Raw genomic sequence first — 610 nt, 5'->3', positions numbered from 1 at the left:
GGATCAAGTCCAAAAGTTGTGGGATTCAGAAATTATGCATAAATATTTGAGAGTCTAAAAAGGAAAAATTTGATATTTCTAACACCTCTAAATTGTGCTCTAAATGCTTTTATTTTGGCATTAAAAGATTCTGCAGAAGCGTTTGTGCTTCTATTGTCAAAATAGTTTAGTATATTCTGATAATGTACAGACATTGTTCTAGCAATGCTATTAAAGCTTTTAAACTTTGCTTGTCTTACATTTTCATCCCATTTAGCAAGCCTAATTAAGGCAACAGTTTTATCTTTTGTTTGATTATAAATCCAGGATAATTTTTGACATAAATTGTATGCCTTTTCTATATCTGGATAATTTTTAAAAAGTATTTCAGCTCTTTCCTGTTGTGTGTTAGTCCACTTGTTACTAGATTTATATAATAGATATCTACTTCTAGCTAATAATTGTTTTAGAGTATCTCCATTTGGTAGTAGTTCAGGAACATATTTTAAGGAGTTATTTCTAGCGTTTTCTATGGTGTCGTTTTCTTTATCTATTGCTTCCCAACGATGTTTAATTCTTATTTCTTGCAAAGCATCTAAAGCTAATTTTTGCACATGAAATCGATCTATAA

At 29.5% G+C, this 610-nt stretch carries 1 protein-coding gene; it reads right to left on the bottom strand.

Annotated features, from left to right (window positions below; translation table 11 throughout):
- Positions 1 to 32: 32 nt before the first annotated feature.
- A partial coding sequence (locus tag MPF19_RS19160) for an ISAon1 family transposase (protein WP_249989866.1) occupies positions 33 to 610 on the bottom strand: 578 nt, incomplete at its 5' end.

The organism is Polaribacter sp. Z014, from assembly GCF_023555435.1.
Classification (GTDB): Bacteria; Bacteroidota; Bacteroidia; order Flavobacteriales; family Flavobacteriaceae; genus Polaribacter.
The sequence above is the reverse complement of the archived record's forward strand: the minus strand, read 5'-3'. Positions and strand labels throughout refer to the sequence as shown.